The sequence below is a fragment of the Kitasatospora sp. LaBMicrA B282 genome (assembly GCF_050325825.1).
Taxonomy (GTDB): domain Bacteria; phylum Actinomycetota; class Actinomycetes; order Streptomycetales; family Streptomycetaceae; genus Kitasatospora.
Genome location: NZ_JBNQTI010000371.1, coordinates 1 through 1,050, shown reverse-complemented (window position 1 = coordinate 1,050; position 1,050 = coordinate 1). Strand labels below are relative to the sequence as shown.

General features: G+C 70.7%; 1 protein-coding gene. It reads right to left on the bottom strand.

Going from position 1 to position 1,050, the window contains the following annotated elements; genetic code table 11:
* A partial coding sequence (locus tag ACQRUO_RS39500) for an IS30 family transposase (protein ID WP_428321012.1) occupies positions 1–1,005 on the bottom strand: 1,005 nt, incomplete at its 3' end.
* Positions 1,006–1,050: the final 45 nt, after the last annotated feature.

The following is a 1,050-nucleotide window of genomic DNA, read 5'->3' as shown; positions in this document are numbered from 1 at the left end:
GACGGTGAACGAGCCGTGGGCGGCCATCTCGGCGCCCTGGTCCCAGGTCAGCGACCGGACCAGGTGGGTGGGCAGGGTCCGCACGGTGTCCACCAGGGCATCGCGGACCTGCTCGGCGGCGCGGCCGTTCGGCAGGTGCAGGAGCATCACGTAGCGGGTGGCTCGCTCGACCAGGGTCCCGATCGCGGAGGCGCCGTCCCTACCGATGATCAGGTCACCCTCCCAGTGGCCGGGCACCGCCCGATCGTCGGCTTCGGCGGGACGTTCGCTGATCATGACCATGGGGGTGGCGAAGCGCGGTCGGCGGGCAGCGGCCTGCCGGTGGGGCAGGCGGCGGGCGCGTCCCGTGCGCAGGGCGCCGGCCAGCTCGCGGCGCAACTCGCCGCGGCCCTGGACGTAGAGGGCCTGGTAGACCGTCTCGTGGACCACGTGCATCTCCGGCCGCTCGGGAAAGGTGTCCCGCAGAGCCTGGCAGATCTGCTCCGGACTCCACTTCCGCTCCAGGCGGTCCTGGATGAAGTCCCGCAGCTCCGCGTTCTGAGCGATCTTCCCGGACTTCGGCCGGGGCCGCCGCTGTTCGGCGCGGCGATGCGCGGCATGGGGACGGTAGGCCCACCGGGACTCGTCCCCGCGTAGCGGCATGCCGTTGCGGCGTATCTCGCGGCTGACGGTCGAGGGGCTGCGGCCCAGCTCGGCCGCGATCGTGCGGATGGAGGCGTTCTCTCGCAGCCGGTCGGCAATGTGGATGCGGTCCTCCTCGCACAGATACCGCGACGGGCCGGAGACCGGCGCCGCCACGTGAATCGGCGGTACCGGCTTCCGGCCGTCAGGCGGCGAGTGCCACCCGTTGCGCCATCGCTTGCCGGTTCGCAGGTTGATACCAACGATCCGGCACGCTTCCCTGCTGCTGTAGCCCTGACGCATGAGCTGGAAGTATGCCTCCCGCTCACGCGTCAGCTGCCTCGCTCCCTGTGCCTTCCGGTCCTTGCGGATCTCGAAGTCCATCGCACCCCTTGAGCTGGGGTGTTGCAACGACCGTTAGAACCCAAG